This is a genomic window from Micromonospora sp. NPDC047521 (genome assembly GCF_055587305.1).
In genome coordinates, this window is record NZ_JBVJGN010000006.1 from 273816 (window position 1) to 290259 (window position 16444).

Sequence of the window (16444 nt, forward strand, 5' to 3'; positions counted from 1 at the left end):
CTCGACATGACGTCGACGATCGTCGCCCCAGGTATCGACACCTCCGCCAGCCCCGCCCGCGCCCTGGTCTGCCGCGCCTGTTCGGCCCGCTACCCGCTCGCCGCCCAGCACGCCTGCTACGAGTGTTTCGGCCCGCTGGAGGTCGACTACGACACCGCCGCCCTGGCCACTGTCACCCGCGAGCAGATCGAGGCCGGCCCGGACAACATCTGGCGGTACGCCGCGCTGCTGCCCGCCGGTCAGGACCCGGCCACCCGGGTCACCCTCAACCCGGGCCTGACCCCGCTGGTGGCGGCCCCGAACCTCGCCGCCGAGCTGGGGATCACCGCGCCGCTCTGGGTCAAGGACGACAGCGCCAACCCGACCCACTCGTTCAAGGACCGGGTCGTCTCGGTGGCGCTCACCGCCGCGAAGGCGCTCGGCTTCACCAGGTTCGCCTGCGCGTCGACGGGCAACCTGGCCAACTCGGTGGCCGCGCACGGCGCCCGCGCCGGGGTGCCGTCGGTGGTCTTCATCCCCAGTGACCTGGAGCAGGGCAAGGTCATCACCACCGCCGTCTACGGCGGCGAGCTGGTCGCCATCGACGGCTCGTACGACGACGTCAACAGGCTCTGCGGTGAGCTGGTGGAGACCGACGAGTTCGAGGACACGGCGTTCGTCAACGTCAACGTCCGTCCGTACTACGCGGAGGGCTCCAAGACCCTCGGCTACGAGGTGGCCGAGCAGCTCGGCTGGCGGATCCCGGCGCAGGTGGTCATCCCGATGGCCAGCGGCGAACTGCTCACCAAGATTGACAAGGCGTTCTCCGAGCTTGTCGAGATCGGCCTGGTCGAGGCGCCTGCCGGCGGCTGGAAGGTCTTCGGCGCCCAGTCGGCCGGCTGCAACCCCATCGCCACCGCCCTGCACGCCGGCACCGACACGATCACCCCGGTCAAGCCGACAGGCATCGCCAAGTCGCTGAACATCGGCGACCCGGCCGCCGGCCTCTACGCCCTGGAGGCGGTCCGCCGCACCGGCGGATGGATGGAGTACGTGGACGACGACGAGATCCGTGCCGGCATCCGTGACCTGGCCCGCACCACTGGTGTCTTCGCCGAGACCGCCGGTGGGGTCACCGTGGCGGTGCTGCGCAAGCTCGTCGAGTCCGGCCGGCTGGACCCGGCGGCGGAGACCGTCGTCTTCAACACGGGCGAGGGCCTCAAGACCATCGACGCGGTGGCCGGGCAGGTCGGGCCGACCCACCACATCAAGCCCTCCCTGCGCGCCGCCCGGGACGCCGGCCTGCTCGGCTGACCGCCCCGCCTGGGCGATCCGCCGGGTAACTGGGTTTTCGCTGTGAGTGTGGAAAACCCGTCGCTCTGGACTTGACGGCAGGAACCGGACGGCGCAAGATGCTCCGTGCGGGAGGGCATTTCGCCGGAGACTTTTGAAGTTCTTGCGACCCAACGCCGGAGGCGTTGTGCGAGTGTCCCTCCCGACCACGTCCGATCGGGCCAGCGGGTAAATCGCTGGCCCGATCGCTTTTCCGGTGCCAGTCTCGCCCGCATGAGCATCACGATCGCGTCCTTCGACGGCACCGACCGGGCCGCGGTCGACGAGGCGTACCGGATCGGCGCGGCGGCAAACGACGTGGACCTGCCGGACTTTCCGCCGTTCTGCCGGCGTCGCTTCGACGCGATGTTCCACACGCCGATGCCCGGCACCGAGTCGCTCTGGGCGCTGGCCCGCCTGGACGGCGTACCGGCCGGCTACCTCCAGCTGGACCTGCCCTACCTCGACAACACCGAGAACGCCACAGCCGATCTGACGGTGCATCCGGAGCTGCGGCGCCGGGGCGTCGGCCGGGCCCTGCACGAGTACGGGGTACGCCTGCTGCGCGAGCGCGGACGTAAGCGGGTCGTCGCGATGGCCGTCTCCGCGCTGCCCGACGGGCCGGCCCGAAGCGTCGCGGGCGACGCGTTCGCCGCCACCACGGGTGCCCGGCCCGCGCTTGCCGAGGTGCGTCGGCGTCTCGCGGTCGCCGACATCGACCGGATCGCGTTGCGGGCGGCGCTCGCCGAGGCCACGCCGCGGGCCGAGGGCTACCGGTCGGTCTGCTGGCGGGGCTCCACCCCGCAGGAGTACGTCGCGGACATCGCCTACCTCGACGGCCGGTTGCTGACTGACGCGCCAATGGGCGACGTGCAGTGGGAGCCGGAGCAGGTGGACGCCGAACGCATCAGGGGAAACGAACGGTCGCTTGACGCCCGTGGCCGGCGGCGCTACCACCTCGGGATGCGGCACGAGGAGTCCGGGCGGCTTGTCGCGTGGACCCTGCTCGACGTCGGTGCCAACGCCGACTGGCACGCCTACCAGCAGATCACCATCGTCGACCCCGCCCACCGCGGGCATCGGCTCGGCCTCATCGCCAAGGCGGAGAACCTGCACCACCTGCTCACCCACGAGCCGGCGGTACGCGTCATCGACACCTTCAACGCCGCGAGCAACAGTTACATGGTGGCGATCAACGAGCAGCTCGGCTTCCGCCCGGTGGACGCCTGGACCGACTGGCAGCTGACCCTCTGACGGAGATCGGTGCTACTGCTCGCGGACCTGACTCAGGCATGCGCCGCTGTCGGGCATTCGCGCTACTGCTCGCGGACCTGACTCAGGCATGATGGCGAGCATGACGGAGACCCCGCATCCCCTGTACGACAGGCACGCCGACACCCTCAACCGTGCGCTGACCGCGATCACGGAGCGGGGCTACTGGTCCGCCTATCCCGAATCCCCAAGCCCCCGGGTGTACGGCGAGAACGCCGCCGCCGACGGCAGGGCCGCCTTCGAGGCGTACCTCGGTGGTGACTTTCCCCTCGACCAGCCGGGCACCGGCGCGCGGGTCGCCACCGAGGCCAGCCCGTTCGGGGTGGAGCTGGCGGTGCGCTACCCGCACGCCGGCGTCGACGAGCTGATCCGCGCCGCCTCCGCCGCGCTGCCCGCGTGGCGTGACGCCGGCCCGCAGGCCCGGGTGGGTGTCTGCCTGGAGATCCTCGACCGGCTGCACAAGCACATCTTCGAGCTGGCCAACGCGGTGCAGTTCACCAGCGGGCAGGCGTTCGTGATGGCCTTCCAGGCCGGCGGCGCGCACGCCCTGGACCGGGCGTTGGAGTCGCTGGCGTACGCGTACGCCGAGATGACCAGGCACCCGGGGACGGCCGGCTGGGAGAAGGCCGCCGGCAAGGGCGACCCGCTGCGGATGACCAAGACGTTCCACGTGGTGCCGCGCGGGGTGGCGCTGGTGATCGGCTGCAACACCTTCCCGACCTGGAACTCGTACCCCGGGCTGTTCGCTTCGCTGGTCACCGGCAACCCGGTGATCGTCAAGCCGCACCCGCGCGCGGTGCTGCCGCTTGCCATCACGGTGAAGTACGCCCGGGAGGTGCTCGCCGAGGCCGGGTTCGACCCGAACCTGATCCTGCTGGCGGCCGAGGCGCCAGGTGAGAAGCTCGCCAGCGACCTCGCCCTGCACCGGTCCGTCAAGATCGTCGACTTCACGGGCTCCACCGAGTACGGCGACTGGCTGGAGACGCACGCCCGGCAGGCGTCTGTCTACACCGAGAAGGCCGGCCTGAACACCGTCGTCATCGACTCCACCGACGACTTCGCCGGCATGTGCCGCAACCTCGGCTTCACCCTGACCCTCTACAGCGGTCAGATGTGCACCACCTCGCAGAACATTCTCATCCCCGCCGGCGGCATCGAGACGGACCAGGGGCACAAGAGCTTCGACGAGGTGGCCGGCGGGATCGCCGCTGCGGTAGGCAAGCTGACCGCTGACCCCGCCCGGGGCGTCGAGCTGACCGGCGCCATCGTCAACGACGGGGTGCTGGAACGGCTCTCCGACGTGACCAAGGTGGGCGAGCCGGTGCTGGAGTCGCGCGCCGTGGCCCACCCGTCGTACGCCGACGCGGTGGTGCGTACCCCGACGATCGTGAAGTTGACCGCCGACGACGCGGAGACGTACGGCCGGGAGTGGTTCGGGCCGATCTCCTTCGCCATCGCCACCGACTCCACAGCCCACAGCCTGGAGCTGCTGCGCCGGACCGTCGGCGAGAAGGGTGCGCTCACCGCTGGTGTCTACTCCACCGACGAGTCGGTGCTGGACGCGACCGAGGCGATCGCCGTCGAGGTCGGGGTGCACCTGTCCTGCAACCTGACCGGCGGGGTGTTCGTGAACCAGTCGGCGGCGTTCTCCGACTTCCACGGCAGTGGCGCCAACGCGGCAGCCAACTCGGCGCTGACCGACGGGGCTTACGTGGCCAACCGGTTCCGGATCGTGCAGTCTCGGCGGCACGTTTAGTCGCGGTTCGGGGTTTCCGGGGCAGCCCGACCCGCTCCGGGCGGTCAGGCTTGATCCCTGCGCGGGTCGGGCTGCCCCGGAAACCCTTTGTCGGCACGGTGGTCGCGACGGTGCCGGCCTTTGTGGGGGCATCACCGGGGTTCTGCCCTGGGAATTAGGCGGGGCGGCGCATCTGTAGTTCGGTCAGGGCGGGGATCGTGGGGTGGGGGACCCGTACGCCGGTGTCCTCGAAGCCCAGCCGCTGGTAGGCGCGGTAGGCGCGGTTGTTGCCGACCACCACCTCCAGCAGCAGCTCTGGTCGACCGCACGCCCTCGACCAGGCGGCCACCTCGTCGATCAGCTCACCGAGCAGGCCGCTGCCGCGCCACGGCGGCGTGACGTAGACCGCGTAGATGACTGTCAGCCCGGCCTCGCGGGGCGCCGCCGTTCCTCCGGCGTGCCCGACGAACCGGCCACCCGGATCCGCCACGAACTGTGCCGTCTCCGCGCCCCGCGAGGTGTACGCGACCCGCGCCGCGTACTCGGCGTGCGAGCGGGCGGCCGCGTCGGCGATCGTCTCCAGGAAGGCCAGCGGCGCGTCGGCGAGCATCTCCAGGCGCAGCGCCCGCATCCGGGCGGCGTCCTGCGGCCGGACCCGGCGGATCTGCGCCTGCCGCAGGGCGGGCGAGCCCGTGTCGGTGGTCATGCCGCATGCCTATCACAGGGCCGGAAGCGGTTTTCGGCGACAACCACGGACATGGATGCTCTGCCCCGGAAAACCGGGGCTCGGCGACGCCGTCGGCGCGCCCTGGACCATGCCCGATTTGTGGTCGTGCGCGGCCGTCACTCCTCGTGTAGCGTGCGATTTCGGTCACCCGTTTCAGCGGCCGTCATCGATCGCCGAGCGGTGGTCCACAGGCGCCCGGTCACGCCGCGCGCCGGGGCAGGTAACGCCGCGCAGAGTGAGGAAGTGCACCGTGGCACAGGGCACCGTGAAATGGTTCAACGCCGAGAAGGGCTACGGCTTCATCGCCGTCGACGGCGGTCAGGACGTGTTCGTCCACTTCTCCGCGATCGAGATGGACGGCTACAAGGCGTTGGACGACGGTCAGCGGGTGGAGTTCGAGATCGCACAGGGCCAGAAGGGCCCACAGGCCGAGCACGTACGCGTCGTCTGATTTCCCGCGCGTCGCGGGCTGCGGTGCGGGCACGTACCCGGGAAGATCGTGAACCGTTCCAGCCGATGCTGAGGAGGGTTCATGACCGACCAGCCGCCCCCGACCACCCCGCCTCCCGGGCCGGGGGAGCCGGGCCCGTCCGACCCGGGCGCAACCGGCGGCCAGGCCGGCCCGCCGCCGGGCTGGGACCCCGCGCAGGGCGGCTGGGGTACGCCCGCAGCGCCCGCCCAGTGGGTGTTCCCGCCCACCGGCGGCTTCCCGCCGGGCGCCGGCCCCTACCCGGGGCAGTCCTGGTATCCCGGGTCGCCCGTCGGGTGGTACCCGCCGGGTCACGGGTTCGACCCGAACGACGCCCTGGTCACCCCGCCCGGCGCCGGTCTCGGCGGCTGGTCCGCCAGGTGCGGGGCGGCGCTGCGTCGGGGGTGGCGGCTGCTGGTGCCCATCATGCTGCTCACCCAGGTGGCGCCTGCCGCCGTACTCTCGGTGCTCTCCCTCGGTGTGGACCCGTCGGCGCGCTGGGAGGCACAGGCTGAGTCACCGTCCAGCCTGCCGGAGACGTTCGTCACGGACCTGGTGACCCTCCTGGCCGTGCTGATCGGCGGCAGCCTGCTGATCGGGCTGGTGCAGGCCATCGGGTGGGCCGCCGGGACCTGGGTGATCACCCGCCAGGCGGCGGGGGAGTCCGCCGAGTTGGGGCCGGCGCTGCGGTACGGCGCACGGCGGGCGCTCGGGCTCTGGGGCTGGACGCTGTTGATCAGTCTGCTGATCGGGGTGGGGTTCTGCTTCTGCGTGCTGCCGGGCATCTACCTGGCGTTCGCGTTGAGCATGGCCGGCCCGATCTACCTGTTCGAGCGGCAGAACCCGATCGGCAGGTCGTTCCGGATGTTCCACGACCGGCTCGGTCTGCTGCTCGGTCGGGTGGCGCTCGTCGTCGCGGTGGTGATCGTGGCCACGGTGGTCCCGTCGGTGCTGGAGTCGATCCTGTCCGTCCCGCTGGGTACGGACCCGCTCTCGTCGCCCGGCACCGCTGTCGGCATCGTCGTGGTCCTCGCCGTCTCGGCCGTGCTGGCCCTGCCGGCGCACCTCGCCCAGTTGATCGGTCTGCTCGTCACGTACGCCGAGCAGCGGGCGCATGAGGCGCCGGTGAACAGCACCGGACTGGCCGCGGAACTCGGCTGAGCCGCACCATCGTGCTTGCACTCGGCAGGGGAGAGTGCTAAACAAGTCATTGGCACTCGCATACCGTGAGTGCCAATGGTCGGGACGGTGGGGCCAGGTTGCACCGGCGTGGAGACGCCGGGGCGGCACATGGCCGGTCGTCGCGGGCTATCCGGCCCGGCCGAAGGACGTCGTCGTCGCCAGGTGGCGACGTCCCAAGGTGCGTACACCAGGCGGCCCATCCGGGGCACACATCTCGGGTGGCCCGTGAGTGTCCAGGAGGACAACGCCGTATGGCCAAGATGATCGCGTTCGACGAAGAGGCGCGCCGCGGCCTCGAGCGGGGCATGAACCAGCTCGCTGACGCCGTAAAGGTGACCCTCGGCCCCAAGGGCCGCAACGTCGTGCTCGAGAAGAAGTGGGGTGCCCCCACCATCACCAACGATGGTGTGAGCATCGCCAAGGAGATCGAGCTCGAGGACCCGTACGAGAAGATCGGCGCCGAGCTGGTCAAGGAGGTCGCGAAGAAGACCGACGACGTTGCCGGTGACGGCACGACGACGGCGACCGTCCTGGCCCAGGCCCTGGTTCGCGAGGGCCTGCGCAACGTGGCTGCCGGCGCCAACCCGATGGCCCTGAAGCGGGGCATCGAGGCCGCGGTCGCGAGCGTCTCGGAGGAGCTGTCCAAGCTCGCCAAGGACGTCGAGACCAAGGAGCAGATCGCCTCCACCGCCTCCATCTCCGCTGGCGACAGCACCGTCGGCGAGATCATCGCCGAGGCGATGGACAAGGTCGGCAAGGAAGGCGTCATCACCGTCGAGGAGAGCAACACCTTCGGGCTGGAGCTGGAGCTCACCGAGGGTATGCGCTTCGACAAGGGCTACATCTCGGCCTACTTCATGACCGACCCGGAGCGCATGGAGGCCGTCTTCGACGACCCCTACCTCCTGATCGTCAACAGCAAGATCTCGTCGGTCAAGGACCTGCTCCCGATCCTGGAGAAGGTCATGCAGTCGGGCAAGCCGCTGCTGATCATCGCCGAGGACATCGAGGGCGAGGCCCTGGCCACCCTGGTTGTCAACAAGGTCCGGGGCACCTTCAAGTCGGTCGCCGTCAAGGCGCCGGGCTTCGGTGACCGCCGCAAGGCCATGCTCGCCGACATCGCCATCCTCACCGGTGGCCAGGTCATCAGCGAGGAGGTCGGCCTCAAGCTGGACGCCGTCGGCCTCGACATGCTGGGCCGCGCCCGCAAGGTCGTGGTGACCAAGGACGAGACCACCATCGTCGACGGTGCCGGCGACGCCGACCAGATCCAGGGCCGGGTCAACCAGATCCGGGCCGAGATCGACAAGAGCGACTCCGACTACGACCGCGAGAAGCTGCAGGAGCGGCTGGCCAAGCTGGCCGGCGGCGTTGCGGTCATCAAGGTCGGCGCGGCCACCGAGGTCGAGCTCAAGGAGCGCAAGCACCGCATCGAGGACGCCGTTCGCAACGCGAAGGCCGCCGTCGAGGAGGGCATCGTCCCGGGTGGTGGCGTCGCGCTGGTGCAGGCCGGCAAGACCGCCTTCGACAAGCTCGACCTGGTCGGCGACGAGGCCACCGGTGCCAACATCGTCAAGGTCGCGCTCGACGCCCCGCTGCGGCAGATCGCCGTCAACGCCGGCCTCGAGGGCGGCGTCGTGGTGGAGAAGGTCCGTAACCTCGAAGCGGGTCACGGCCTCAACGCCGCCAACGGCGAGTACGTCGACCTGCTGGCCGCGGGCATCATCGACCCGGCCAAGGTGACCCGGTCGGCGCTGCAGAACGCCGCTTCCATCGCGGCGCTCTTCCTCACCACCGAGGCCGTCGTCGCGGACAAGCCGGAGAAGACCCCGGCTGCCCCGGCTGGCCCGGGTGGCGGGGACATGGACTTCTGAGTCCAGTTCCGACACACCGAACGGGGCGGGCCGCTGACGCGGTCCGCCCCGTTCGTCGTCAGGTGGGCAGTGGGCGCTGGTTACGCCTCTTCTGCGCCCGGTCGTACGGCGGAAGAAGTTGGATCGGGGCGTCCACCATCTCCTGCGGCTCCTCGATTGCCGGCTCGGCGTCGGTGGTCATCTCGGCCAGTTGTTCGGCGTCGCCGTAGTCGAGCCTGTCGAACGACAGTTGGCCTGGCAGTTCGCCTACCGGTTTCCAGGTGATCGGCGGGCCGTCCTCGGTCTGGTCGTCATCCGTGGTCATGGCTGCCTCCTCTACCGAAACGGTAGGGGGCGGTCGATGGGCGATGCGGGCGAATGAATCTATGTCCCATTTGCCCGCTTATGCCGCTGGTAGGGTCCGCCGGTACAGAAAGAAGACCCGCTCGATCCGCGCGCCCGCGCTGCCCGAGTAGAACGGCACCGGCCCCACCCAGCCGATCTGCGCACGGTCCAGCCCTTGCGCCCGCTGGTCGCGCAGGCAGCGACGCAGCAGCACCCCGCCGATCCCGGAACCCTCGGCGGCCGGAGCGGTGCCCATCGGCCCGAACCAGCTCGGCCGCGACGACCCGTACGCGGCGAAACCCAGCAGCTCGCCGTCCTTCTCCGCCAGGTGACACCCGGCCCCCGCACGGCCCACCGAACCGGCCACCTCGCCGTCCCACGCCCCACCGAAGGTGGACCGGGCGAATGCGGTCAACGCCGGCAGGTCCGCCGGCTCCGCCCGCCGTACCGTGATGCCCCGCTCGGCCAACCGCCGCTCCGCCGCCTCCGTGGACCGCAGTGCCGGCGACGCGTCGTACGACAGGTCGGCGGTCATGTTCCAGGCCGTCCGGTCCTGCCGGTAGCCCGACGCCAGGGCGGCGCAGACCGCGGGCGTGTACCGCACGTCGATACCCGGCCACGCGTAGTACGGCGGGTTCCCGGCGAGCAGCACCTCGGTCACCCCGCGCTCGGCGAGCACCGCTTCGGCCCGCGCCAGCAGCGCCCGCCCGACTCCCCGGCGCCGCTGGTCCGGCAACACCGCGACCAGGTCCACGTGCCCGACTCCCGGGTCGGTGGCCGACACCGAGCAGAGCAGCACACCGACCAGATCGGCCCCCCGCTGGACGCCCAGTGCGACCACCTGTCGGTCGGCGCCGGCGCGGGGCCAGAGCACGTCGACGATGGAGGCCGCCTCGGTGGCGTCCTCGGGCAGGTCGAGAGCCCGCTCGCAGAGCCGCACCACGGCGGGGGTCAGGTCGGGGGTCAGCTCGGTGATGGTGATCTCGGCGTCCATGGTCGCGACCCTAGATCACCCCTGGGCGGCGCGGACGGCGGCGAGAGCGTCGACCTCCCCGGCGCCCGTGACGTTCGCCGGGCCGCCGCAGGCGTCCGCCTGGTTACGCGAGCGGTACGTCGGCACGGCCGGCGTCGCGGTGTCCCGCAGGATCTGCCGCGTACGCGCCAGGTCGCCGACGAGCGCCGGATTCGCCGACCACATCAGCGCCACCACGCCGGCCACCTGGGGAGACGCCATCGACGTTCCGTCCAGGACGCCGTACCCGCCGCCCGGCATCGCCGACACCACCTCCACGCCCGGCGCCAGCACGTCCGGCTTGACCACACCACCGGCCACCGGCCCACGCGAGGAGAACTCCGCCACCCGCCGCTGCGCGTCCACAGCGCCGACGGTCAGCACGTCCGGGTACTGCGCGGGCGGGTCCTCGATCGACCCGCACCACGGACCGGTGTTGCCGGCGGCGGCGACCACGAAGATCCCTGCGGCGTCCAGTGCGGCGGTGGCCGGTCGCAGGACCCTCTGGTCACAGCCCTCGATCGGCGGGCAGCCCCACGAGTTCGTCAGCACCTCGGGAGCGCGGTCCGGTCGGCCGTCGGTGAAGGGGTCAGCGCCGGGCGGGAAGGGCGCCAGCATGAACTGGAGACAGTCCAGGTAGTGCCCGGGGCTGCCCAGGTTGCGGTCCAGGTTGACGCAACCCACCCACTGCGCGTCCGGCGCCACACCGATGCCGTCCCGCCCGACCGCGCTGCCCACCGTGTGGGTGCCGTGGCCACCCTTGTCGGTCGGGGACCGGGTGCCGTTCCACGGGTCGTACCAGGAGTCGTCGCCGCCGCGGAACCCGGCCCGCAGCGCCGGGTGGGCGCCGTCCACGCCGGAGTCCGAGCTGCCCACGACGACGCCCCTGCCGGTCACCCCGAGCTGCGACCACACCCGGTCGGCGCCGAGCTGGCGGATGTTCCACTCCGGACCGGTGGGCGCGGGTGCGGTGCCCCGGGTCTGCCCGGCCGGCGCGGGCAGGGGCCGCAGACGCTGGCTGACCAGCACCCGGTCCACCTCCGGCCGTCGCGCGAGCCACGCCCGCGCCAATGGACCGCCGTCCACCTCCACCGCGTTGACCAGGTAGTACGACACCGGATCGAGCCCCAGCCGGCGCAGGTCGCGGCGCAGGTTGCTCTGGCTGCGTTCGGCCGTGTCCACCAGCCGCCGGTAGACCTCGGTGGCCCTGGCGTCCCGGCCCGCCCGGCCCGGTACGCCGGCCGGCAGACCGGTCAGGTCGGCCTGTTCGCGCAGCACCACAAGCAGCCGCTCGCCGTGCAGGCCGGGCTGCCCCGGCCCGACGTCCACCAGGGCGAACGTCACAAGCAGCACCAGCGCGCTGATCGCGGCCACCCGCCGGCTCGGGGTACGCGCCGACTGCCGTGCCAGCCACACCGCGTACCCGATGGCGACGACTGCCGCGGCGGCGAGCCCGGCCCCGGCGGCGGCCGCCACCCAGAACGGCACGTCCCGGGTGCCCACCAGCAGCAGGCTGATCTCCTCCGGGTCGGTGAACGCCAGCGGTCCGAGTACGCCGAGCCCCACCAGCCAGCCGGTCGCCGTCCGCCCGGCCCGCGCCGCGCCCGCCGGGCCGGCGGCGGATCGCCAGGCAGCGGCCCAGAGGGCGGCCAGTGTGAAACCCGCGGGCGGCAGGGTCAGCAGCGCGGGTAGCTGGGCGCCGGACTGGCCGGTGCCGGCCGCGAGCAGCAGCAGCGCCACCCCGGCGACCAGGCCGCCGACCAGCACCAGGCGGGCCGGCCGGGGTGGCCTGCCTACCGCGAAGCGGGACCAGAAAGTCGCGTCGAGCAGCGTCGCGGCGAGTCTGCCGATCGCGGCGGCGGCCAGCAGCGCCAGCACAGTCTCCAGCAGGCCGCCGAGCGCGCCCAGCCAGGCCCAGGGCAGCAGCAGCGCCAGGCCGGCGGCGACGGCGAGCAGCGGCACCGCACCGGGCCGGCGGAACCGTCCTCCGGCCGGCGCGGGTCCGCCGTCGGCGTCCGCCGCGCCGGCGTGCGGTGCGGGGCCGTCCGGTGCGGGGCCGTCCAGCGCGGGGCCGTCGGGTGCGGGGCCGTCGGGCGCGGCGGCGTCGCCGGTGACGGCCGGGCGGCCCGCCCACCGGGTCGCGGCGAGCGCGCCGAGCGCCGCCACGGCGGCCAGCGCGGCGAGGTACGCCTCGTGGTGCACAAGCGGCACGATCCGCAGCAGGGTGAACACCCCGAGCGCGAGAACGGCGGCCAGCCACACCCGTCCGGTGGCCCGCACCGGGGCCGACCGGGGCAGCACGGCCAGCAGCAGCGCGGGTGTGCCCACCAGGACCACTGCGGCGAGGCCCAGCACCGGCCAGAGCCAGCCGGCCCGGTCCCGTCCGAAGCCCAGCAGCACCTGGTCGGTGACCCAGCCACCGGTCTGGGTGCCAACGGTGACCACGACGGTCCAGCCGCCCACCAGCGCTGCCGCGACCACCGGCCACGGGCTGGCCGGGCGCGGAGGCGGCCGGTACGGCAGCGGTTGACCAGCGGGTGACGGAGGGCCGGCCTGCATGACTCGCACAGTACGGGGCGGACGGCGCATGTCGGCACGCTGCCCACGGCGGATACGGTGGACAGGTGCGAGATCCCAACATCTCCCGATCCGTCGCCGGGCAGCTCTCGCCGGTGCGCCGTGCCGCCGACCTGCGCCGACTGCGCGCCGAGCGCTTCGACGTGCTGGTCATCGGGGGCGGGGTGACCGGTGCCGGCGCCGCAGTGGACGCGGCGTCCCGAGGGCTGAAGGTGGCGCTGGTGGAGGCGCGTGACCTGGCAGCCGGCACGTCGAGCCGTTCCAGCAAGCTCATCCACGGCGGCCTGCGCTACCTGGAGCAGTTGGAGTTCCACCTGGTCCACGAGGCGCTCACCGAACGCGGCCTGCTGGCCACCCGGCTCGCGCCGCACCTGGTCCGCCCGGTGCCGTTCCTGGTGCCGCTGCCCGCCGGTCGGGGCGTGCGGGATCTGCCCGCCCGGCTCTTGCGCCGCTCCTACTACGGCGCCGGTGTGGCCGCCTACGACGCCTTCGCCGGGGTCCTCGGCGGGGGCCGGGGAATGCCACTGCACCGGCACCTGACCCGTGAGGGTGCCCGGCGGATCTTCCCGAGCCTGCGGGCCGACGCGCTTGCCGGCGCGATCCGCTACTACGACGGTCAGGTCGACGACGCCCGGCTGGTGGTCACCCTGGCCCGTACGGCGGCCAGCCTCGGCGCCACCGTGGTGAGCAGTGCCCGGGCCGTCGGGTTGATCCGGCAGGCGCGGGAGGTGACGGGCGTCCGGGTCCGCGACCTGGAGGCGCCGGCCGGCTCACCGGACGCCGAGTTCGAGGTGCAGGCCCGTACCGTCATCGCCGCCACGGGTGTGTGGAGCGACGACATGTCGCGGATGCTCAACGACGTGGGCCTGCGGCCGGGCGTCCGGGTACGCGCGTCCAAGGGCGTGCACCTGGTGGTTCCCCGCTCGGCGATCACCGGCGAGACCGGGCTGATCCTGCGTACGGCCAGTTCGGTGCTCTTCGTCATTCCCTGGGGCGGGCACTGGATCATCGGTACGACTGACACCGACTGGCGGCTTGACCGGTCCCACCCGTCCGCCTCGGCCCGCGACATCGACTACCTGTTGCAGCAGGTCAACACGGTGCTGGAGCGGCCGTTGACCACCGCCGACATCGAGGGCGTCTACGCCGGCCTGCGGCCGCTGCTGGCCGGCGAGGCGGACTCCACCTCGAAGCTGTCGCGCGAGCACGCCGTCTTCGAGCCGATGCTCGGGTTGCTGCTGGTCGCCGGCGGCAAGTACACGACGTACCGGGTGATGGCCTCGGACGTGGTCGACCGGGCCGCCCGGCGGCTGGGTGGCGCCCGGCCGTCGCGTACCGCCGACCTGCCGTTGCTGGGTGCCGACGGGTACCCGGCCATGTGGCGGGACCGGGCCGATCTGGCGCGTCGGCACGGCGTGCCGGTGGGTGTGGTGGAGCACCTGCTGGAGCGGTACGGCACCTTGACGCTGGACCTGCTGGCGCTGGTCGACGCGGATCCGCTGCTCGCCTCCCCGCTGGCCGGTGCGCCTGAGTACCTGGCGGCGGAGGTCGCGTACGCGGCGCGGGCCGAGGGCGCGTTGCATCTGGAGGACGTGCTGACCCGGCGTACCCGGATCTCCTTCGAGACCTCCCACCGGGGCCTGGAGTCGGCGGAGCACGCCGCCGAGCTGATGGGTGCGGTGCTCGGCTGGGACGCGGGCACCCGGGTCCGCGAGGTGGAGCACTACCGCGCCCGGGTGGAGGCCGAGCGGCAGTCCCAGTTGATGCCTGACGACGCGACGGCGGACGCGGCCCGTCTCGGTGCTCCGGATGTCAGGGGTTACGCGGCCGACCGTGGCGGCGACGACGATCAGGCGACCCTGCCATCATCGGCGCGATGACCGAATAGTGACGTTACCGAAGGGTAACCATCGATAGCGGCCCGGATGGTGGTTTCGCACGCTACCTACGGTGGGGTAGGTTTCCGCGCGTGCTGTACCGCGCCCGCCCCCGTCTGCTCGGGCCCCTTCTCGCTGCGGCTCTCGCCATGGCCCTGACCGGCTGCTCGCTGTTCGAACGGGACGCCGGTGCGACACCGCAGGCGGCGCCCCCGGTGGGCTCTGCGGCCGGCGGACCGCTGCCCGAGATCCCCACCACCGTCGCGGCGGGGCAGGTCAGCCTGCTTCAGCGGCTCGGTACCGACGGCCCGCTGCGCACCCTGAGCGTCGAGCGCAACGGCGCGTGGCAGTGCCTGGACTGCGCGGGCGACGGGGTCAACTCCCGTGGCACGCTCGCGCCCGAGCAGACCGAACGGCTCCAGGTGCTGCTCGCCGACCCGAAGCTGGCCGAGGAGACCGACCAGGTCCGGCGGTACCGGGCGACCTGCATCGACGCGCTGACCTCCAGCCTGCTCACGTCCGCAGGGCTGATCACCTCACAGGACTGCCCGGGCGAGGAACGACCTGTCGTCGCCGGGGAGATCCTGCTGCTGCTCACCCAGGCGACCCCGGCCGAGGTCATCGGCTGAGCCGCCGGGCTCAGAGCACCTTGCCGGGGTTGAGCATGCCGGTCGGGTCGAGCGCCGACTTGATCGCCTGGTGCACCCGGACGCCCACCGGCCCGATCTCCCGGGCCAGCCAGTCCCGCTTGAGCAGCCCCACCCCGTGCTCGCCGGTGCAGGTGCCTCCCAGGTCCAGGCCGAGCCGCATGATCTCGTCGAACGCCCGCCGACCCCGCTCCACGCTCGCCGGGTCGGCCCGGTCCACCACGATGTTCGGGTGCATGTTGCCGTCCCCGGCATGCCCCACCACGCCGATCGGCACCTCGCACTCCGCCGCGATCCGGGACACCCCGTCGAGCAGGGCGGCGAGCGAACCACGCGGCACCGCCACGTCGTCGATCACCAGACCACCGTTGCCCCCCGGGTAGGCGTCGGCGGCGAACTTCTCCATCGCCGGGTGTGCCAGCCGGCGGGCCTGCAACAACGCCGCCGCCTCCACCGCGTCGGTGGCCGCGTACACCTCGTCGGCGCCGGCCGCCTCGCACACCTCGGCCAGGCCGGCCAGGTCGTCCGCCGCCCGGGTGCCGGTGTCCGCGGCGGCCAGCAGCAGGGCCTGCGCGTCCGTCCGCAACCCCATCGGTTGGTACGCCTCGATCGCCCGCAGGTGGGTCTGGTCCAGCAGTTCCAGCAGGCTGGGCGTCAGCCCCCGGGCGGCGATCTCGGCCACCGCCGCGCCGGCGGCGGCCGTGGACGGAAAGACCGCCACCATGGTCAGCGACTCGGCCGGGGCGGGCCGCAGCGCCACTGTCACCTCGGTGATCACCCCGAGGGTGCCCTCCGAGCCGACGAAGAGCCGGGTCAGGTCGTAGCCGGCCACGCCCTTGGCGGTACGCCGGCCGGTGCGCAGCACCTCACCGGAGGCGAGCACCACCTCCAGGCCGAGCACGTACTCGGTGGTCACGCCGTACTTGACGCAGCACATGCCGCCGGCGTTCGTGGACACGTTGCCGCCGATCGTGGACGACTCCCACGAGCCGGGGTCCGGCGGATACCACAGCCCCTGCTTGGCCACCGCCCCCGCCAGGGTCGCGTTGACCACCCCGGGCTGGACCACGGCGATCCTGCTCACCGGGTCGATCTCGCGGATCTCGTCCATCGCGACGGTGCTGAGGACCACCGCGCCGTCCACCGCGTTCGCCGCTCCGGCGAGGCCGGTCCGCGCGCCCTGCGGCACCACCGGTACGCCGTGTCGAGCCGCCGCCCGGACGACCGCGACCACCTGCTCGGTGGTGCGGGGGCGGGTCACCACCAGCGGGGTGCCGGCGGCGCAGAGGTCCGCCTCGTCCCGCATGTGCATCAGCAGCAGGTCCGGGTCGGTGAGGACGGCGTTCTCGCCGAGCGCGGCGCGCAGGTCGTCGAGGAGTCCGGTGGGGGCCATGCAGCCGAGGCTAGGTCCCCGGCCGCCGATCATCAACATGATCC

The 16444-nt window shown here is 72.4% G+C and carries 13 protein-coding genes; 8 read left to right on the plus strand and 5 right to left on the minus strand.

The features are described from left to right. The first annotated feature begins 6 nt into the window (after positions 1 to 6). The 3 genes from thrC to paaN all read left to right on the plus strand — a co-directional run bounded on the left by thrC (position 7) and on the right by paaN (position 4339). A complete protein-coding gene (gene thrC / locus ACZ6N8_RS16305; RefSeq protein WP_466010702.1) occupies positions 7 to 1293 on the plus strand; it encodes a threonine synthase in 1287 nt (428 codons plus the stop codon). Positions 1294 to 1545: 252 nt separating this feature from the next. Then, the gene (locus ACZ6N8_RS16310) at positions 1546 to 2565 is read left to right on the plus strand and encodes a GNAT family N-acetyltransferase (protein ID WP_466010703.1); all 1020 of its coding nucleotides are present in this window, start codon (positions 1546 to 1548) and stop codon (positions 2563 to 2565) included. Between the two features lie 100 nt (positions 2566 to 2665). After that, on the plus strand, positions 2666 to 4339 hold the full coding sequence (paaN, locus tag ACZ6N8_RS16315) for a phenylacetic acid degradation protein PaaN (protein WP_466010705.1): 1674 nt from the start codon (positions 2666 to 2668) through the stop codon (positions 4337 to 4339). Positions 4340 to 4493: 154 nt separating this feature from the next. Here the strand turns inward: paaN and ACZ6N8_RS16320 are convergent, their stop codons facing one another. After that, positions 4494 to 5024, minus strand: a complete 531-nt coding sequence (locus tag ACZ6N8_RS16320) for a GNAT family N-acetyltransferase (RefSeq protein ID WP_466010707.1) — start codon at positions 5022 to 5024, stop codon at positions 4494 to 4496. Positions 5025 to 5295: 271 nt separating this feature from the next. Here ACZ6N8_RS16320 and ACZ6N8_RS16325 point away from each other — a divergent pair, with 271 nt between their 5' ends. The 3 genes from ACZ6N8_RS16325 (at position 5296) to groL (ending at position 8570) form a co-directional block, all read left to right on the plus strand. After that, positions 5296 to 5496, plus strand: a complete 201-nt coding sequence (locus tag ACZ6N8_RS16325; protein ID WP_091666677.1) for a cold-shock protein — start codon at positions 5296 to 5298, stop codon at positions 5494 to 5496. An 81-nt stretch (positions 5497 to 5577) separates the two neighbouring features. After that, complete coding sequence (locus ACZ6N8_RS16330; protein ID WP_466010709.1) at positions 5578 to 6675, plus strand: YciC family protein; 1098 nt, start codon at positions 5578 to 5580, stop codon at positions 6673 to 6675. Positions 6676 to 6947: 272 nt separating this feature from the next. Then, positions 6948 to 8570 (plus strand): chaperonin GroEL, encoded by a 1623-nt coding sequence (gene groL, locus ACZ6N8_RS16335; protein WP_139584511.1) that lies wholly within the window; start codon positions 6948 to 6950, stop codon positions 8568 to 8570. Between the two features lie 58 nt (positions 8571 to 8628). On the opposite strand, the gene ACZ6N8_RS16340 is transcribed toward groL, so the two are convergent. From ACZ6N8_RS16340 to ACZ6N8_RS16350, 3 genes are all read right to left on the minus strand, one after another. Then, complete coding sequence (locus ACZ6N8_RS16340; RefSeq protein ID WP_466010711.1) at positions 8629 to 8874, minus strand: hypothetical protein; 246 nt, start codon at positions 8872 to 8874, stop codon at positions 8629 to 8631. Between the two features lie 78 nt (positions 8875 to 8952). Beyond that, positions 8953 to 9888: a GNAT family N-acetyltransferase gene (locus tag ACZ6N8_RS16345; RefSeq protein WP_466010713.1), complete on the minus strand. Its 936-nt coding sequence runs from the start codon at positions 9886 to 9888 to the stop codon at positions 8953 to 8955. Positions 9889 to 9903: 15 nt separating this feature from the next. Beyond that, positions 9904 to 12465 carry a S8 family serine peptidase gene (locus tag ACZ6N8_RS16350; RefSeq protein ID WP_466010715.1) on the minus strand — a complete coding sequence of 854 codons (2562 nt, stop codon included), beginning with the start codon at positions 12463 to 12465 and terminating at the stop codon, positions 9904 to 9906. Between the two features lie 80 nt (positions 12466 to 12545). On the opposite strand from ACZ6N8_RS16350, the gene ACZ6N8_RS16355 reads away from it, so the two are divergent. Together ACZ6N8_RS16355 and ACZ6N8_RS16360 are read left to right on the plus strand one after the other, a co-directional pair. After that, the gene (locus ACZ6N8_RS16355; protein ID WP_466010910.1) at positions 12546 to 14363 is read left to right on the plus strand and encodes a glycerol-3-phosphate dehydrogenase/oxidase; all 1818 of its coding nucleotides are present in this window, start codon (positions 12546 to 12548) and stop codon (positions 14361 to 14363) included. 89 nt (positions 14364 to 14452) lie between these two features. Continuing rightward, positions 14453 to 14989: a hypothetical protein gene (locus ACZ6N8_RS16360; RefSeq protein ID WP_387115022.1), complete on the plus strand. Its 537-nt coding sequence runs from the start codon at positions 14453 to 14455 to the stop codon at positions 14987 to 14989. Positions 14990 to 14999: 10 nt separating this feature from the next. Here ACZ6N8_RS16360 and ACZ6N8_RS16365 read toward each other — a convergent pair whose 3' ends face one another. Then, positions 15000 to 16400: an FAD-binding oxidoreductase gene (locus ACZ6N8_RS16365; RefSeq protein ID WP_466010717.1), complete on the minus strand. Its 1401-nt coding sequence runs from the start codon at positions 16398 to 16400 to the stop codon at positions 15000 to 15002. Between the last annotated feature and the right edge of the window lie 44 nt (positions 16401 to 16444).

What these genes read in the sequence shown, in the direction of transcription:
- ACZ6N8_RS16310 (WP_466010703.1), top strand. Translation starts at nt 1,546, where the DNA reads ATGAGCATCACGATCGCGTCCTTCGACGGCACCGACCGGGCCGCGGTC.
- paaN (WP_466010705.1), top strand. Translation starts at nt 2,666, where the DNA reads ATGACGGAGACCCCGCATCCCCTGTACGACAGGCACGCCGACACCCTC.
- ACZ6N8_RS16350 (WP_466010715.1), bottom strand. Translation starts at nt 12,465, where the DNA reads ATGCAGGCCGGCCCTCCGTCACCCGCTGGTCAACCGCTGCCGTACCGG.
- ACZ6N8_RS16320 (WP_466010707.1), bottom strand. Translation starts at nt 5,024, where the DNA reads ATGACCACCGACACGGGCTCGCCCGCCCTGCGGCAGGCGCAGATCCGC.
- groL (WP_139584511.1), top strand. Translation starts at nt 6,948, where the DNA reads ATGGCCAAGATGATCGCGTTCGACGAAGAGGCGCGCCGCGGCCTCGAG.
- thrC (WP_466010702.1), top strand. Translation starts at nt 7, where the DNA reads ATGACGTCGACGATCGTCGCCCCAGGTATCGACACCTCCGCCAGCCCC.
- ACZ6N8_RS16365 (WP_466010717.1), bottom strand. Translation starts at nt 16,400, where the DNA reads ATGGCCCCCACCGGACTCCTCGACGACCTGCGCGCCGCGCTCGGCGAG.
- ACZ6N8_RS16330 (WP_466010709.1), top strand. Translation starts at nt 5,578, where the DNA reads ATGACCGACCAGCCGCCCCCGACCACCCCGCCTCCCGGGCCGGGGGAG.
- ACZ6N8_RS16345 (WP_466010713.1), bottom strand. Translation starts at nt 9,888, where the DNA reads ATGGACGCCGAGATCACCATCACCGAGCTGACCCCCGACCTGACCCCC.
- ACZ6N8_RS16340 (WP_466010711.1), bottom strand. Translation starts at nt 8,874, where the DNA reads ATGACCACGGATGACGACCAGACCGAGGACGGCCCGCCGATCACCTGG.